The organism is Massilia orientalis, assembly GCF_030411975.2.
Lineage (GTDB): Bacteria > Pseudomonadota > Gammaproteobacteria > Burkholderiales > Burkholderiaceae_D > Telluria > Telluria orientalis.
Window position 1 is genome coordinate 64621 of record NZ_JASNRB020000011.1, and the last position, 15321, is coordinate 79941.

A 15321-nucleotide genomic window follows, 5' to 3' on the forward strand; every position below is an offset into this window, starting at 1 on the left:
CAAGCCTGTCCTTTCTCATTTTTATCGCGGCCGCATCGTCGTGCGCGCGGCCGTCGTCTCCTCGCCTGTATTTCTCCGTGCGCCTTACTCGGCCAGGCGCTTCTCCAGCTGCGCCTTGGTCGCGACCAGTTCCTGCGGCAGGCGGTAAGCCAGCTTGTCGAACAGTTCGGTGTGCAGCTTCAGTTCTTCGCGCCATGCATCCTTGTCGATCGACGTGATCGTGGTGAACTGTTCGGACGTGAACTCGATGCCGGTCCAGTTCAGGTCGCCGTAGGTCGGGGTGGTGCCGAACATGTGCTCGACGCCGCCGGCCTGGCCCTGGCTGCGGTCCAGGATCCACTTCAGCACGCGCATATTGTCGCCGTAGCCCGGCCACACGAACTTGCCGTTGTCGTCGGTGCGGAACCAGTTGACGCAGAAGATCTTCGGCAGCGCTTGCGGGTTCTTGTCGGCGACTTTCTGGCCCAGGTTGAGCCAGTGCTGGAAGTAGTCGCTCATGTTGTAGCCGATGAACGGCAGCATGGCATACGGGTCGCGGCGCACGATGCCCATCTGGCCGGCGGCGGCGGCCGTCGTCTCCGAGCCCATCGTGGCGGCCATGTACACGCCTTCCGTCCAGTTGCGGGCTTCCGTCACGAGCGGCACCGTCGTCGAGCGGCGTCCGCCGAAGATGAAGGCCGAGATCGGCACGCCGGCCGGATCGTCCCACGCCGGGTCGATCACCGGGTTCTGCGTGGCGGCCACGGTGAAGCGCGCGTTCGGGTGCGCGGCCTTGGTGCCGGACGCCGGGGTCCAGTCCTTGCCCTGCCAGTCGATCAGGTGCGCCGGGGCTTCCTTGGTCATGCCTTCCCACCATACGTCGCCGTCGTCGGTCAGCGCCACGTTCGTGAAGATGACGTTTTCGCGCAGCGAAGCCATGCAGTTCGGATTGGTCTTTTCGTTCGTGCCCGGGGCGACGCCGAAATAGCCCGCTTCCGGGTTGATGGCGTACAGCTTGCCGTCGGCACCCGGCTTGATCCACGCGATGTCGTCGCCGATGGTCGTGACCTTCCAGCCTTCGAAGCCGGCGGGCGGGATCAGCATCGCGAAGTTCGTCTTGCCGCAGGCCGACGGGAACGCGGCCGCGACGTATTTCTTGTCACCCTGCGGCGATTCCACGCCCAGGATCAGCATGTGCTCGGCCAGCCAGCCGGTGCCGCCTTGCTGGGCTTCCTGGTAACCCATGTTGGAAGCGATGCGCAGCGCGAAGCATTTCTTGCCCAGCAGCGCGTTGCCACCGTAGCCGGAGCCGAACGACCAGATCTCGCGCGTTTCCGGATAGTGCACGATGTACTTGGTCGAGTTGCACGGCCAACGCACGTCCTGCTGGCCCGCCTGCAGCGGCATGCCGACGGTGTGCACGCACGGCACGAAATCGCCGTCGGCGCCCAGCACGTCGTACACGGCCTTGCCCATGCGGGTCATGATGCGCATGTTGACGGCGACATACGGAGAATCGGACAGTTCCACGCCGATATGCGCGATCGGCGAGCCCAGCGGGCCCATCGAGAACGGCACGACATACATCGTGCGGCCGGCCATGCAGCCGTCGAACAGGCCGTTCAGGGTCTGGCGCATTTCGTTAGGATCGACCCAGTTATTGGTCGGGCCCGCCTGCTCCTTCGTGGCCGAGCAGATGAAGGTGCGGTCTTCGACACGCGCCACGTCGCTCGGGTCGGAGCACGCCAGATACGAGTTCGGGCGCTTCTCCGGGTTCAGGCGCTTCATCGTGCCGGCTTCGACCATCTGTGCGCACAGGCGGTCGTACTCTTCTTCGGAGCCGTCGCACCAGTAGATGGCGTCGGGCTTCGTGAGGGCCGCGATCTCGGCCACCCAATTGATGAGTTTATTGTGCTTGATGTAAGCTGGGACGTTCAGTGCGGCGACGCCGCCCATCACGGGCTGGTTCATACATACCTCCAATGCCAATTAAGAATCCCTGGCGATTCCGATGGCCTTGATGCGGCAGAGGCGGCGGCCTGCAATGCGCGCGGCGGTCGGAATCCCGTTAATCTTGTCCCGGCAGGATCGTCGTCAAGGATGGCCTCGTGGGCCCGCACCTGGAAAGCCGTGCGGTTCACGGTTCAGTGCTACGGCGGTCATGTCGCCAGCCCGGGGTCGCGTTGCGCGGAGGCCGGCGGGCTGGTTGGAACGTGTGCTGCTGGCCGCAAATGATGTCAGTCTGACATCTCGGGCTCTTATTTCTGGTCGATTCTACACCTGCGCAAACGGCTTTAGAATGCTTGCACAACAAAAATGTAGGAATTTTGGTTGAGCAAAGTAGTAGGCTATTTCCTATCGTTCAAATTCTGTCATTTCATTACTTTCTTGCCGATAACATCCGCTAACATCCATGAAAATTGCAATCCTTGACGATTACCAGGACGCCGTCCGCTCCCTCGAATGCTTCCGCATGTTGGACGGCCACGAGGTCAAAGTGTTCAACAGTTCGACCCGTGGCCTGGGCCAACTGGCGATCCGCCTGGCGCCGTTCGACGCGTTGGTCCTGATCCGCGAACGCACCACGTTTCCGCGTGCGCTGCTGGCCAAGCTGCCCAATTTGAAGCTGCTGTCCCAGACGGGCAAGGTCGCCGGACACATCGACGTGGCGGCCGCGACCGAACACGGCGTCGCGATCGCGGAAGGCGTCGGCTCGCCGGTCGCGCCGGCCGAACTGACGTGGGCGCTGATCATGGCGGCCAGCCGCAAGATCGTGCCCTACGCCAACAACCTGAAGGACGGGCTGTGGCAGACGGCGTCGATCAATCCCGAGCTCAACGGCCTGGGCCGCGTGCTAAAGGGTCGTACGCTGGGGATCTGGGGCTACGGCAAGATCGGACACCTGATCGCGGGCTATGCGCAGGCGTTCGGGATGCAGGTGATGGTGTGGGGCAGCGAGAAAAGCCGGGCCGCCGCGGTCGCCGAGGGTTTGACGGCCGCGCCGACGCGCGAAGCGTTCTTCGAGCAGGCCGACGTGGTCAGTGTGCACCTGCGGCTGAACGATGCGACGCGCGGCATCGTCAAGGCCGACGACCTGGCGCGCATGAAGCGCGACGCCTTGTTCGTGAACACGAGCCGGGCGGAACTGGTCGAGGAAGGCGCGCTGGAGGCGGCGCTGCGCAAGGGACGGCCGGGCTATGCGGCGCTGGACGTGTTCACCAGCGAGCCGCTGGCGGCCGATGCGGATATCCTGAAGATTCCGACCGTGCTGGCGACGCCACACCTCGGGTATGTCGAGCGGGACAGTTACGAGTTGTATTTCCGGGCGGCGTTCGAGAATGTCGTCAATTTTGCGAACGGGACTCCGACCAACATCCTGAATACCGAGGCGCTTTAACGCAACTCGGGCTCGCCCGTGAAATTGGGCTTACGCATCGGCATCTCATGCCGGCGCGTCCACAAGCCGGCCCAGCCGGGCGGCCATTCGATCACGGGCCCGGCATACGCGGGCAAGCCTGCGCGCACGGGCACGATGGGCACCGGCGGCATCTCGATGAGGCCGCCGTTCGCATTCTGCTGCATCGGCGCCATGTCGAAGGAATACATGTAACCCGGCAGCAGCGCATCGCACACGCTCGCGAACCACGCGGTGTGATCGTCGTCGCGCCCGAGCGCGCGTGCGAGGCCTTCCGGGTCGAACTTCGCCAGTGCGTGGATCAGTTCGTCCGTACTGGCACCCGGCGCATCGCCCCATCCCATCACGGGGTTGTTGTTGTAGTCGGCGCCCGAGCCATACCAGCCTTCGCGCCATGGCCGCTGCATCCAGTCGCGCTTACCCGTGAACAATTGCCAGCGCCAGTGAAGGCCGGACGGCTTGGGCCAGGAATACAGGTACAGCTTTTCGTAGCCGGCCATGTGGAGCGCGCGCACCATCGCCATCAGGCGCGCATGCGGCATGCGGTCCGGCGGCGAGCGGCGGAACAGGATCGCTTCGCCATCGGCGTGCTGCACCTCGTCGGTCGACAGGTTCAGGTCGAGCGTGCGCGACTCGTTGCCGAAGCGTGCGGAAATCCAGCCTGTCAGCAGGTTGACGTGGGTGATGACACCATAGCCGCGATGGCGATGGAAGATGACGGTTCCAGGTGCGACGGGTTTCATTGGGAAGGCGGGCTCGGCCCAAAAAGGAGAAAGGATACTCATCCGATCCGGACGATTCTAGCGCAGACACATACGGATACACTACGGTTTGCGGCTATCATTACCCACCTTTTTTTACAGCGTTTTCAAATCATTATGACTTTGCGGATCATCGCCACCGGCGGCACTTTCGACAAACACTACAACGAACTCAATGGCGTTCTGGGCTTTGCCGAAAGCCACTTGCCGGAGGTCATCGCACGCTCCCGCATGACCATTCCCGTCGAACTGCAGGTCGTGTCCCTGCTCGATTCGCTGGAGATGCAGGACAGCGATCGCCAGAACGTGCTGGCCGCGTGCCAGGCCGCCAGCGAGAAGCAGATCGTGATCGTGCACGGTACCGATACGATGCGCGAAACGGCCGAGGTGCTGGGCGCGGCAACGTCGGACAAGACGATCGTGTTCACGGGCGCCATGATCCCGTACGAAATCGCCAACTCGGATGCGCTGTTCAACTTCGGCTTCGCCTGCGCCGCCGCGCAGATGCTGCCGCCGGGCGTCTACGTGGCGATGAACGGCAAAGTGTTTACCTGGGATAACGTCACGAAGAACCGCGCGGCGGGCGTGTTCCAGGCGTTGTGAAACCAGGGTCAGAGCCCCGATTTGGGCAATTGCCCAAAATCGGGCTCTGACCCCGGTGTTTCGGGCGCTGCGCGTTTTCGTCAATTCCTATAATGGTTCTCCCACGAACCAGGAGGAATCAGCGATGAGCGAGCAGCGCCCCACCCTGACCACGCGCCAGGGCCATCCCGTCCGCGACAACCAGGCCATGCGTTCCGTCGGCGAACGCGGTCCGGCCACCCTCGAGAACTACCAGTTCATCGAAAAGATCACCCACTTCGACCGCGAACGGATCCCCGAGCGCGTGGTGCATGCGCGCGGCACGGGCGCGCACGGTTATTTCGAAGCCTACGGCAAGATCGGCGACGAGCCCGCCAGCAAGTACACGCGCGCCCGCGTCCTCAACGAGACCGGCGTGCAGACGCCCGTGTTCGTGCGCTTCTCGACCGTGATCGGCGGCAAGGAATCGCCGGAGACGGCACGCGATCCGCGCGGCTTCGCCGTCAAGCTCAAGACGGTCGACGGCAACTGGGACCTCGTGGGCAATAACCTGAAAGTCTTTTTCATCCGCGATGCGATCAAGTTCCCGGACATGATCCACGCCTTCAAACCCGATCCCGTATCAAACCAGCAGGAGCCGTGGCGCTTCTACGATTTCATCTGCAGCCATCCGGAAGCACTGCACATGGTTACGTGGGTCAAGAGCCCATGGGGCATTCCCGCCAATTACCGCGAGATGGAAGGCTCGGGTGTCAACACGTATAAACTCGTGAACGACCAGGGCATCGCCCACCTCGTCAAATTCCACTGGCAGCCGAAACAGGGCGTGCGCAACCTGACGAGCCAGCAGGCCGCGGAAATCCAGGCGCACGACACGAGCCACGCCACGCGCGACCTGTACGACGCGATCGAGCGCGGCGAGTTTCCGGAGTGGGAATTCTGCGTGCAGGTCATGAGCGACGGCGAGCATCCGGAACTGGAATTCGACCCGCTGGACGACACCAAACGCTGGCCGGAAGACCGCTTCCCGCTGCTGCCCGTGGGCCGCATGGTGCTCGACAAGAACCCGGACAATGTCTTCGCTGAAACCGAGCAATCGGCCTTCGGCACGGGCGTGCTCGTCGACGGCATCGACTTCTCGGACGACAAGATGCTGCAGGGCCGCACCCTGTCCTATTCGGACACGCAGCGCTACCGCGTCGGGCCGAACTATCTTCAGCTACCAATCAATGCGCCGCAGGAAAAAGCGGTGGCGCGCACGAACCAGCGCGACGGCCAGATGACCTTCTATGTCGACGGCGGCGGCGAGGAAAAGCACATCAATTACGAACCGAGCCTGCTGGGCGGCCTGGGCGAAGCGCCGCAACCCGAGAAGGATTACCACCAGCACGTCGAGGGCCACCTGGGCCGCTACCAGACGAGCCGCACGGCCGACGACTACCAACAGGCCGGCGACCGCTACCGCACGTTCGCGGACTGGGAGCGTGACGACCTCGTCAACAACGTCGGCAACGACCTCAAGAAATGCCCGGAAGTCATCCAGCTGCGCATGGTGTGGCACCTGTGGCATTGCGACGAGGATTACGGACGTCGCGTGGCCGAGATAGCTGGCATCGACCTGGAAAAGGCGAAAGCCTTGCAGCCGCTGCCGGGCAAGCCGGCGCCGGGCGAGAATCGCCCGGGCTCGACCTATTCGGGCGGCCAGCCGGAAAGCGGCGGCAAGAAGGAGCCGGCCACGACGGAAGAAGTGGCGTCGGCAAAATAAAACCAGCGGCCCGGATGAATGTCCGGGCCTTTTTTCGTTACGCCTTGGCTTCGCCGCCCAGCGCCTCGACCAGGTCGGTCAGCATCTTGGCCAGTTCGCCGGTCATCAGCATGATGTCGTTATCGAAGCGCTCGTCATCGCTGTAGGTGATCGTTTCGTTTTCCTTGATCACGTCCAGCGGCTTGATACCCTTGACGGCCAGCTGCTCGGTCAGCACGAACGAGATGCGGCTGTTCCACGTCATGGCCAGGCGCGTGCACTGCTTGCCGTTGGCGATGTGGCGGCGGATGTCTTCCGGGTCCAGCGAGTGCTTCACGTAGCGCACGGCGGCCTTGCTCTCGCCGGTGGCGCGCAGTTCCGTGTCCTGGTCGATCGTGAAGTTGTACGGCGCCTCGTCCGATTGCAGCCAGCCCGTCATCACGGCGACCGGCGACTGTTGCACGCGCAGCGATTCCAGCGGCAGCTTGTCGACGGCCTTCAGCAGCAGCTTGATGACGTCGTCGGCCTTGCTCGGGCTGGCGGCGTCGACGACGAGCCAGCCGTTGACCGGGTCGATCCACGTCCACACGTTGCCGCGGATCGAGAACGCCCGCGGCAGCAGCTCGTCGGCCACGCGTTCCTTGAGTTCTTTCATCGCCTTCTTGCCCGGCGGGAAGCCCTGCTGCTCTTCCAGCTCGGCGGCCCTGGCCTTGGCGACCTGGTTGATGACCGAGCTCGGCAGCAATTTCTTTTCCGTGCCCAGCATCATGAGCATCTGCTTGTTGACGACGTGAACGAGCTTGCCGTTGCCGCGTGGCGAATCCCAGCCCTGGCGCAGCAATTCGTTGCTGCTGGCGGGCGTGAACGCCTGCGACTGCAGGGCCTCTTCCATCTGTTCAGGGGAGAAATTCCACGGTGCCGGCAGGCGGTAGATCTGAAGATTCTTGAACCACATAACGTTGCTTCCAGTTATCTCGATATTTCAAAGGAACGACATTCTACACGCTGACTGGCGGCAAAATTCACGTCGTCGACAAGGGATTTTTATTGTGTTGCACGTTCGTCAAACAAGCTCAGCTGCTCGACCGTTTCCGTATCGCTGAGGCGCACGCCGACGCCCAGCAGCCGCACGGGACGGCTCGCCCGCAGCCAGCCCGTCTCCATCAGGTGACGGAACGTCGTCATGTTCGGCGCGTAGCCCACGCATTCGACGGTCGTACGCTGGAAGTCGGCAAACTTGATCTTCACGAACAATTTATTGATGAATTTTTCGGCATTGTTGCGCTTGATCCGGCCCAGCAGATGCTCGTACAGGTCGGGCAGCAGCGCGAGGCAGCCGTCCAGGTCGGGGACGTCCGGCGTGTACGTCTCCTCCGTACTGATCGACTTGCGCTCGCGCACCGGATTCACGTCGCGGTCGTCGATGCCGCGGCACAAGTCGTACAGCCGCGCGCCGAACGAGCCGAAGTGCTGCTGCAGCTTGTCCATATTCCAGTCGCGCAGGTCGCCGCACGTCTGCGCGCCGAGGCGATGCAGTTTCGCGGCCGTCACCTTCCCTACCCCGAACAATTTCTTCACAGGCAGCACGGCGACGAACGCATCGACCTCATCGGGCCGCACGAGGAACAGCCCGTCCGGCTTGTTCCAGTCGCTGGCGATCTTGGCCACGAACTTGTTCGGCGCCACGCCGGCCGACGCCGTGATGCCGACCGTCTCGAAGATGCGGCGGCGGATCTCCTGGGCGATCAAGGTCGCGCTGCCCTTGCAGTGCGGCGAGTTCGTCACGTCGAGATAGGCTTCGTCCAACGACAGCGGCTCCACGAGGTCCGTGTAATCGCGGTAGATGTCCATGATCTGGCGCGATGCGACCCGGTACTTTTCCATGTTCGGTGGAATGAGGATCAGGTCCGGGCAGAGCTTGACGGCCTGCGCCGTCGCCATCGCCGAATGGATGCCGTAGCGGCGCGCCTCGTAGTTGCAGGTGGCGACCACGCCGCGCTGCTCGGCCCGCCCGCCGACGGCCAGCGGCCGCCCGCGCAGGGACGGGTCGTCGCGCATCTCGACGGATGCGTAAAAACAATCGCAATCGCAGTGGATGATCTTGCGGACGGGGGCGTTCACGGTGACGGTCGCCCGCGCCGAGCGACTACTGTAATTGCATACAGTATCGCTGGGAATTAGGAATAGTGCAAGGGGGAACGCCGCCGCCGCAGGGATGCGGCGGCGGGTTGAGACGACTTACTTGGTGACGCTGGAATAGCTGCAGGACTTGACGATACCGTGTGCCGGGTCGCCGAACACCGCGTTCGAGCATTTCACGGAACCGGTGAAGGTCTTCGTCACATAGCTGGTAGCGGTGCCGTAGCGCACGTCGCGCGTACCGCTGAAAGAGCAGGTGCCGTTCTCGGCGGCGCAATACGTCCAGGTCGGGGTCGTCGTCGTGGTGGTCGAGCCCAGCGCCGCGTTCACGGCGGCGGCCGCGTTGACGATGCCGGCGCCGCAGCCCGAGCACGCGGCCGGGAAGGCGCGCGCCGTCGACTTCAGCTTGGCGGCCACGTCATCCGGCGTCAGGTTCGGATTCGCCGACAGCATCAGCGCGACGACGCCAGCCACGTGCGGCGTCGCCATCGACGTGCCCATGTAGTACGCGTAGTTGTCCGATGCCGGCGTGGTCGTGCCCGCGTTCAAGGTCGACAGGATGCCGGCGCCGTTGTCGCCGCCCGGTGCCGCAACGGTGACATTGGTGCCGTAGTTCGAATACGACGCTTTGCCGCCCGCACGGTTCGTCGCCGCGACGGTGATCACGCCCGCGCAGTTGGCCGGGTTCGAATTGATCGCATTCGTGTTCGAGTTGCCTGCCGCGACCACCACCACGGCGCCGCGCGAACGGGCGCTGTTGATCGCGTTCTGCGTCGTCGTGTCGCACGCGCCGGTGCCGCCCAGCGACAGGTTCAGCACGCGCGCCTTGTTCGCATTGGCCGGTACGCCGGTCACGGTGCCGCCCGAGGCCCAGACGATGGCGTCGGCGATGTCGGACGTGTAGCCGCCACAACGGCCCAGCACGCGCGCCGGAACGATCTTCGCGTTATAAGCAATGCCCGCGATGCCGAGGCCGTTGCTGGTCTTCGCGGCGATCGTGCCGGCCACGTGCGTGCCGTGCCAGCTCGAGTTCTGGTCCGCGGCCGGGATGCCGGTGCCGCAGCTGCCGGCCGGGGCCCAGTCGCCCGGGTCGCTGGCGTCGGTGTCGCGGCCGCTGCCGTCGTTGGCGATGGTGGTCGTCGAGATGAAGTCATAGCCCTGCAGGATCTGACCCGACAGGTCGGCGTGCGGACGGTAGCCCGTGTCGATCACGGCCACGTTGATGCCGGCGCCGGTCGACTTGTCCCAGGCGGCGGGCGCGTTGATGCCGCCGGTGGCTTCGTACAGGTCCCACTGCTGGGTATAGCTGGGGTCGGTCGGGGTGGCCAGCGGGACCATGATGCGGTCCGGCTCGGCGTACTCGACGTTGGCGTCGCGCGACTTCAGTTCGGCGGCCAGCTGGCGCGCCTCGTCGAGCGACATCGTGCGGTTGAGTTGCAGGACGTTCGCGCCGTTCGCCGTCGCGCGCAGCGCGCGCATCGTGGCGCCATAGGTCTGGCCGGCGCGGTCGATCAGGGCCTGGCGCGCGCGGTCGATGCCGCGTGCGGCCACACCGGTCTTCGACGTATCGCTGTCGCCCTTGTACTTGACGATGATGCGGTCGGTCTGGACGACGAAGTGATTGGTTTGCGCCACGGCCTGGCCGGCGAAACCGACGGCAACGAGGGCCGCTGCACAAATTTTCAACAAAGAAGAGATCGTGTGGCGCTGCGTCATGCTGCATCCTTTTCAGTAAACCGAACTGTGCAGCGTAACGAAAAACGGCCCTGCGCGGGCCGTTTTTCGGGGTTTTTACAACAGGAAAGTTTCGTTAAGTAATTGAATTTTAACGGTTATGCGTCCTGTCATAACGCATTACCAAGTGAGCTTGAGCGTGTACTTGCCGCTGGTCGAACCGGTGCCGCCGCTGTAGTAAACGACGCGTACATAGCGCACCGACGTGGTCGTGCCCGTGTTGGACGACGTGGCGGTATCCGCGGTGCCCGTGCCGTTCTCGCTGCGTGCCAGCAAGGTGCCCGCGCTGTTGTAGATGTACAGGTCGTAGTCCGAGCTCGCGTTCGGCGTCATCGTCGCGCTCAGGGTTTTACCGGCCGGCAGCTGGACGGAGAAATAATCCGTGTCCGTCGAGCTGCCCATCGCGGCATCGACCGTCGTGCCGGACGTCGTCACGCTGTCGGCCGTGCCGAGCGTGTTGTTCGACTCCGTTTCCGAGATCGTCGTGCCCGTACCGCCGCCCGTGCCCGCCGCCGCGTCCACCGCGGCCGAAGCGTCCACGATACCGGTGCCGCAGCCCGAGCAGCTGGCCGGGAACGGACGCGTGCTCGACTTCAGGCGCGACTCGACCTCGTCCGGCGTCAGGTTCGGGTTCTTGGCCAGCATCAGCGCGACGACACCGGCCACGTGCGGTGTCGCCATCGACGTCCCCATATAGCCCGCGTAGCTGTCGGCGCCCGGCGACTTGGTGCCGGCGTTCAGGGTGGACAGGATGGCCGCGCCGCTGTCGCCGCCCGGTGCCGCGACGTCGACGATGGTGCCGTAGTTCGAGTAGGAGGCTCGGCCGCCGGAGCGGTTCGTCGCCGCCACCGTGATCACGCCCGCGCAGTTGGCCGGGTTGCTGTTGCTCGCGTTCTGGGACTCGTTGCCGGCCGCCACGACGATCACGGTGCCGCGCGAACGGGCGCTGTTGATCGCGTTCTGCGTCGTCGTGTCGCACGCGCCGCCGCCGCCCAGCGACATGTTGATCACCTGGGCGCGCGCCGCGATGGCCGGCACGCCGGACACGGTACCGCCCGATGCCCAGATGATGCCGTCGGCGATGTCGGATGTGTAGCCGCCGCATTTGCCGAGCACGCGCACGGGCACGACCTTGGCGCCGTACGCGACGCCGGCGACGCCGGTGCTGTTGTTCGTCGCCGCGGCGATGGTGCCGGCCACGTGGGTGCCGTGCCAGCTCGAGTTCGACGCCGGTTCGCCGGCCCCGCACTCGCCCGCCGCGGTCCAGTCGCCCGGGTCGCTGGCGTCGCTGTCGCGGCCGTTGCCGTCGTTCGCGATGGCGGTGTCGGAAATGAAGTCATAGCCGGCCAGGATCTGGCCCGACAGGTCGGCGTGCGGACGGTAGCCCGTATCGATCACGGCCACGCGGATGCCGGTCCCGATCGACTTGTCCCAGGCGGCCGGCGCGTTCAGGCCGCCGGTCGCTTCAAAGAAATCCCACTGCTGGCTGTACATCGAGTCGTTCGGCGTGAACAGCGGATGCATCATGCGGTCCGGCTCGGCGTACTCGACCGAAGCATCGCGCGACTTCAGCTCGGCCGCCAGCTTGGCGGCATCGGCCAGCGACACCTTGCGGTCCAGCTTGAAGACGCGGGCGCCGGTGGCGATCGAATGCGACGCCTTCACCAGCATGCCGAACTGCTGGCCGGCGCGGTCGACCACGGCCTTGCGCGAGGCGGACAGCGGCATTGCACGTGCGACCGATACCTGCCCGCCCTTGGAAACGACCGGCGCGTTCTCGTCCTTGTACTTGACGATGATGCGGTCGGTCTGGTCCGAGACGGCCACACGCTGCGCGGCGTGCGTGGCCGGCACGTCCGCGGGCACCCCCGCGCCCGCAACGCCGGCGCCGAGACCGAGGACGGCCGCGGCGCACAGTTTCAACACTGCCGGATACTTCGATTGCTGAGACTTCATGTTTATTCCTTTTAGAAAAACACAAAAGTTGATTTTCCGCAGGCGTGATTGCCTGAGATCTAGTTGTCTCGACGCTTTTTAAGCGTCGATTTCCCGTCTGAAAAGCGGGAGTGCCAGATTAGCGCGAAAGAAATAAACGTGTAGAAATTTCACAATTAGATTCGATGTCTATACAACACTTTCGCCTATTGATAGCGCTAAAACCTAGATTCTTCGGAAAACTGTGAACTCAGCAGAAGAACATATCGCCTTGGAAGCACCAATGAATTAACAATGTTCCGTGACTGTCAGGCGTTGCGCACATATGCACACTCTCAACATTGAGATATCTCAATCGTCACCAAGGAAGAAATTTTTAGCCCCGAAAATCGGGGTCAGAGCCCTTTTTGGTGCACGAGCTTTAAAGCAATTCGCGATCGGAAAATCGGGGTCAGAGCCCTTTTTGGTGCACGAGCTTTAAAGCAATTCGCGATCGGGGCGCCGCCTGCCTCTCCCAAGCGATATGCCGACGGAGCGTGCGGACTTGAACGATTCGGGATGCGCAAGAAAATTGATCCGAAATGTGCTCTGACCCCGAATTAAAAAAGGCCGCGATCGCTCGCGGCCTTTCTGGCTGACGACTTCTTTTTAAAGCTTAGAAATTGCCTTTGAACTGGACACCGTAGGTGCGCGGCTCGTTGGTGAAGCCCGTCAGGTTGTTGAAGTCGATGGCACCCGAGATGCGGCGCTGGTCGAGGATGTTGCGGCCGAAGGCGGCCACTTCATACTTGCCGTCGGCCCAGATGTAGCCCAGGCGCAGGCCGCCTTCCGTCAGCGGCTTGCCCGTGAACTCTTTCGCTTCGTACAGGAAGAAATTGATCTTCGAACGGTACGACCAGTCGGTGTAGACGTAGAACTCGCCATTGGCGACCGGCATGCTGTAGCGGGCGTTCAGGTTGACGATCCACTTCGGTGCCTGCGGCAGCGGGTTGCCATCGATGAGGACGTTGCCGGCGGCGTTCAGCGGATCGGTGATCGTGCAGGCTGCGCACTTCGTCAGCGACAGGCTCGGGTCGCGGATTTCCGTGAAGTTGTACGACGCGCTGGCGCCGACGCGCAGGTCCGGCGTCACGAGGCCTTCCAGGTCGAACTCGGCGCCGCGGCCAGCCGTCTTCTTCGCGTTGATCAGCTTGGTGACGTTGGTGTTGCCACCGACCACGGTCAGCTGCTGGTTCTTGATCTCGTAGTCGTACAGCGAGAACGCGACGCGGGCACGGCGTTCGAACAGGTCGGCCTTGATGCCGCCTTCGTACGACGTGATCGTCTCGGCGTCGGCGACGGTAATGCCGACCGGTGCGAAGGTCGAGGCCGGCGCGATGCTCGGGGCGCGGAAGCCGGTCGCGATGCGCGCGTACAGGTTCACGTCACGATTCAGCTTGTACGTGCTCGACAGGTCCCAGCTGATCTTGTCCTTGCTTTCGCCGACACTGTTCGGACCCACCGGCGTGAAGCCGATCGCGGTGACGGTGCGGAAGTCCTTCTTGTCGTCCGTGTAGCGGATACCGCCGCGCACCGACAGGGCGTCGTTGATGTTGTACGTCACGGAACCGAACGCGGCCCAGGCCTTGTTGTTCTGCTCGCTGGCCTGGCGCGAGGTGCGGGCGCCGGTGGCGCTGTTGTAGCCGTCGCTGCCGCCCGTCACGTCTTCCTTGAAGTAGTACACGCCGGCCTGCCAGTTCAGCGGGCCCGTGCTCTTCGACTCGACGCGGAATTCCTGCGAGTACTGCTTCAGGTCGTCGATGAAACCGCCCGTCTCGGACTGGAACGGAATGAAGCCCGGACCTTGCGGCGTGCCGCCGTCGATGTCGCCGCGGCTGTAGTAGCTGCCGACCGACTCGTAACCGGTGATCGAGTGGAAGATGACCGGACCCAGGTCCCACGTGATGCGGGCATTGGCGCCGTTCGTCTTGAGGCTCTGGAAGTTCTGGGCGTTCGTCACGATGCTGTCGAGGTCGTAGCCGTCGGCGATATCGTTCGTGCCCTTCTTGATCAGGTTCGCGCGGAACAGACGGGCGCTGCCGTTGGTCGTGCGCTGGTGCACGTTGAACAGGGCGCTGAACGTGGTATCCGGCTTGTACAGGAATTGCACGCGCTCGGCGTGTTCGTTGTAGCCGTCCAGTTCGCCGGTCTTGTTCGTCTTGGCGACGTCGCTGTAGTTGTCGACGAAGTCGTCGCGGTGCTGGCGCAGGGTCGACACGCGCATCGCCCACTTGTCCGACAGCGGCACGTTGATCGCGCCTTCGACGTTGGCCGTGCCGTGGGTGCCGTACGACAGGTTGTAGTAACCCTCGGTTTTCTTGAGATTCGGCTTCTCGGATTCGAATTTCACGACACCGGCCGGGGTGTTGCGGCCGAACAGCGTGCCCTGCGGGCCGCGCAGCACTTCCACGCCGGCCAGGTCGAAGATCGGGTAGCCCTTCAGGATCGGGTTTTCCTGGACGATGTCGTCATAGATCAGCGACACCGGCTGCGATGCGAAGGTCGAGAAGTCCGTATTGCCGTAGCCGCGGATGTAGAAACGCGGGAACGTGCGGCCGTTCGAGGACTCAACGTTCAGGCTGGGGGTCTTGCCGGCCAGCAGGCGGATGTCTGCGCCGCCGGACACGAGCACGTCCAGCTTCTCGCCCTTGATGGCGGTGACGGACACCGGCACTTCCTTGATGTTTTCGGTACGGCGTTGTGCGGTCACGGTCACCGTCTGCAGTTCGGTCGCCTGCGCAGTCTGGGCCAGGGCCGCGCCGCCGGGTACGGCTGCGAGCGCCAGCATTGCGCCATGCGCGGCGATGACGCGCTTGTGCATCTTGGACATCTTGATCATTGAGTTTTTCCTAGCTGGGAAGAGTAAAAAAACTGCCGCGTTGTCTCCGCCTGTCTCTCCTGCCTCGGCAAACCCGCACCTGATTGTTGATGTCTAAATATTGCCGGCATGTAAACCGGCAATTGTCGATTATGTGTATATCCTTATGCAAGGA

The 15321-nt window shown here is 63.5% G+C and carries 10 protein-coding genes; 3 read left to right on the forward strand and 7 right to left on the reverse strand.

Going from position 1 to position 15321, the window contains the following annotated elements; translation table 11 throughout:
- Window positions 1–84: 84 nt before the first annotated feature.
- Window positions 85–1950, reverse strand: coding sequence for a phosphoenolpyruvate carboxykinase (GTP) (locus QPK29_RS18535; RefSeq protein ID WP_056126863.1), 1866 nt, complete (start codon window positions 1948–1950; stop codon window positions 85–87).
- A gap of 442 nt (window positions 1951–2392) precedes the next feature.
- Here QPK29_RS18535 and QPK29_RS18540 point away from each other — a divergent pair, with 442 nt between their 5' ends.
- Window positions 2393–3376 carry a D-2-hydroxyacid dehydrogenase family protein gene (locus tag QPK29_RS18540; protein ID WP_160407325.1) on the forward strand — a complete coding sequence of 328 codons (984 nt, stop codon included), beginning with the start codon at window positions 2393–2395 and terminating at the stop codon, window positions 3374–3376.
- Here QPK29_RS18540 and QPK29_RS18545 read toward each other — a convergent pair.
- Window positions 3373–4137 carry an L-asparaginase gene (locus QPK29_RS18545; RefSeq protein ID WP_371770689.1) on the reverse strand — a complete coding sequence of 255 codons (765 nt, stop codon included), beginning with the start codon at window positions 4135–4137 and terminating at the stop codon, window positions 3373–3375. The two genes, QPK29_RS18540 and QPK29_RS18545, sit on opposite strands and share 4 nt — an antisense overlap.
- A 135-nt stretch (window positions 4138–4272) precedes the next feature.
- Here QPK29_RS18545 and QPK29_RS18550 point away from each other — a divergent pair, with 135 nt between their 5' ends.
- Together QPK29_RS18550 and QPK29_RS18555 are read left to right on the forward strand one after the other, a co-directional pair.
- The gene (locus QPK29_RS18550) at window positions 4273–4758 is read left to right on the forward strand and encodes an asparaginase domain-containing protein (RefSeq protein ID WP_056330061.1); all 486 of its coding nucleotides are present in this window, start codon (window positions 4273–4275) and stop codon (window positions 4756–4758) included.
- Between the two features lie 124 nt (window positions 4759–4882).
- The gene (locus tag QPK29_RS18555) at window positions 4883–6502 is read left to right on the forward strand and encodes a catalase (protein WP_371770690.1); all 1620 of its coding nucleotides are present in this window, start codon (window positions 4883–4885) and stop codon (window positions 6500–6502) included.
- Window positions 6503–6539: 37 nt separating this feature from the next.
- Here QPK29_RS18555 and QPK29_RS18560 read toward each other — a convergent pair whose 3' ends face one another.
- From QPK29_RS18560 to QPK29_RS18580, 5 genes are all read right to left on the reverse strand, one after another.
- Window positions 6540–7436 (reverse strand): recombination-associated protein RdgC, encoded by an 897-nt coding sequence (locus tag QPK29_RS18560; RefSeq protein WP_056126858.1) that lies wholly within the window; start codon window positions 7434–7436, stop codon window positions 6540–6542.
- A gap of 89 nt (window positions 7437–7525) precedes the next feature.
- Window positions 7526–8602, reverse strand: a complete 1077-nt coding sequence (gene dinB / locus QPK29_RS18565; protein ID WP_371770691.1) for a DNA polymerase IV — start codon at window positions 8600–8602, stop codon at window positions 7526–7528.
- 117 nt (window positions 8603–8719) lie between these two features.
- Window positions 8720–10336, reverse strand: coding sequence for a S8 family peptidase (locus QPK29_RS18570; RefSeq protein WP_371770692.1), 1617 nt, complete (start codon window positions 10334–10336; stop codon window positions 8720–8722).
- Window positions 10337–10474: 138 nt separating this feature from the next.
- The gene (locus tag QPK29_RS18575; protein ID WP_371770693.1) at window positions 10475–12310 is read right to left on the reverse strand and encodes a S8 family peptidase; all 1836 of its coding nucleotides are present in this window, start codon (window positions 12308–12310) and stop codon (window positions 10475–10477) included.
- Between the two features lie 634 nt (window positions 12311–12944).
- A complete protein-coding gene (locus tag QPK29_RS18580; RefSeq protein WP_371770694.1) occupies window positions 12945–15167 on the reverse strand; it encodes a TonB-dependent receptor in 2223 nt (740 codons plus the stop codon).
- Window positions 15168–15321: the final 154 nt, after the last annotated feature.

Excerpts from the sequence above, each read along its gene's own strand:
- QPK29_RS18535 (WP_056126863.1), bottom strand. The coding sequence starts at position 1,950 with ATGAACCAGCCCGTGATGGGCGGCGTCGCCGCACTGAACGTCCCAGCT.
- QPK29_RS18540 (WP_160407325.1), top strand. The coding sequence starts at position 2,393 with ATGAAAATTGCAATCCTTGACGATTACCAGGACGCCGTCCGCTCCCTC.
- QPK29_RS18545 (WP_371770689.1), bottom strand. The coding sequence starts at position 4,137 with ATGAAACCCGTCGCACCTGGAACCGTCATCTTCCATCGCCATCGCGGC.
- QPK29_RS18550 (WP_056330061.1), top strand. The coding sequence starts at position 4,273 with ATGACTTTGCGGATCATCGCCACCGGCGGCACTTTCGACAAACACTAC.
- QPK29_RS18555 (WP_371770690.1), top strand. The coding sequence starts at position 4,883 with ATGAGCGAGCAGCGCCCCACCCTGACCACGCGCCAGGGCCATCCCGTC.
- QPK29_RS18560 (WP_056126858.1), bottom strand. The coding sequence starts at position 7,436 with ATGTGGTTCAAGAATCTTCAGATCTACCGCCTGCCGGCACCGTGGAAT.
- QPK29_RS18570 (WP_371770692.1), bottom strand. The coding sequence starts at position 10,336 with ATGACGCAGCGCCACACGATCTCTTCTTTGTTGAAAATTTGTGCAGCG.
- QPK29_RS18575 (WP_371770693.1), bottom strand. The coding sequence starts at position 12,310 with ATGAAGTCTCAGCAATCGAAGTATCCGGCAGTGTTGAAACTGTGCGCC.
- QPK29_RS18580 (WP_371770694.1), bottom strand. The coding sequence starts at position 15,167 with ATGATCAAGATGTCCAAGATGCACAAGCGCGTCATCGCCGCGCATGGC.